This is a genomic window from Oleiphilus sp. HI0086 (assembly GCF_001635225.1).
The window spans coordinates 1-1303 of the sequence record NZ_LWFZ01001031.1 but is presented as its reverse complement, the minus strand read 5'-3'; the positions used below and the strand labels follow the sequence as shown (position 1 = coordinate 1303).

Sequence of the window (1303 nt, the reverse complement as noted above, 5' to 3'; positions counted from 1 at the left end):
TTTGTAGGGTGAATAGGCTCTTGGGGTTGTAGCGCTCGCTAAGCCAGCCAGCAGGAATACGCCCTAGTGCACCGGTTAGAACCGGGGCCGAAAAGAATAATCCTAACTGTGTTGCGCTTAGGCTTAAGCTGTTTTGAAGTTCAAGCCCCAAAACGGCATAGAGTGTCCATACCGAAAAATTAGCAGCAAATGCTATGGTGGCAATGGTTAAGGCTCTGGCTGCGCCAGGGATCTCAAAATTCATTATGACGCTCTGATCGAAGGCTGTTTAACTCGGTTTATCCTCAAAGGTATTGTTGGTACAGAGGAGCTCGTTTATCTATTAAAGTGATTGATACCTATTAAATCAAAAAAACCTTGTGCATGTTTGTTCTAACCCTTTTGAGTTAGGGGGTATGAGTCGCCTACCTATAAGTGAGTAGGCTTTGTGATGCCTGCTGGCTTTGTGGCAAGGGAGTAAAAAATAAAGTAGGTATATGCGCTGTGCCGGGGCATTCTCAGGCCCTGCCTTACTTGACTCATATCAAGTAGGAAACCCTACACACGAAGCAGAATAGCGTCATACCCCTTTTTTGTATAGGAGGCTTTATGTCCACTGATCTTAAAATAAACCTGTTCGCTTTTGGCGACCCCAAGATTAAAACACTCCACTTTACGTGGTTTGCTTTTTTCTTAACCTTCATGGTTTGGTTTAACCATGCTCCGCTTTTGGTGTTTATGAAAGAAGCGTTTGATATGTCGAGTCAGCAGGTCAAAGCCCTGATGATTCTGAACGTTGCGCTAACAATTCCAGCACGTATCGTCATCGGTATTTTGGTGGATAAACTAGGGCCCAGAAAGGTTTATAGTACTTTACTTGTACTGGCAGGCGTCGTGTGTATAGCATTCGCACTGGCTCAATCTTATGAGCAGCTCGCAATGATGCGCTTTTTAATGGGCTTTGTTGGTGCCGGGTTTGTAATCGGTATCCGCATGGTTGGCGAATGGTTTCCTCATAAGTCTGTCGGTATCGCAGAAGGTATCTACGGTGGTTGGGGTAACTTTGGCTCAGCTGCATCGGCTATGCTATTGCCTACGCTGGCAATGATGTACGGTGGAGAAGATGGCTGGAGATATGCATTAGGTACAACAGGTATTGTTGCTAGTATCTATGGCCTTATTTACTATCAGGTAGTACGTGATACGCCAAAAGGTTCAACCTACTTTAAGCCTAAGAAAGCAGGTGGTTTGGAAGTAACAAGCTGGGGTGACTTTTACCTATACTTGTTCATGAATATTCCAATGTATGCAGCCTTAGCTGTGT

2 protein-coding genes are annotated in these 1303 nt (G+C 44.7%); one reads left to right on the top strand and one right to left on the bottom strand.

Translation table 11 applies throughout. The features are described 5' to 3' along the window. Positions 1–244: MFS transporter (locus tag A3756_RS18440; RefSeq protein ID WP_368664595.1), on the bottom strand; the 244-nt coding region annotated here is incomplete at its 3' end. Between the two features lie 344 nt (positions 245–588). Between A3756_RS18440 and A3756_RS18435 the strand changes: the two genes are divergently transcribed. Next, positions 589–1303 (top strand): MFS transporter (locus tag A3756_RS18435; protein WP_156490588.1); only part of this gene is annotated, 715 nt, incomplete at its 3' end.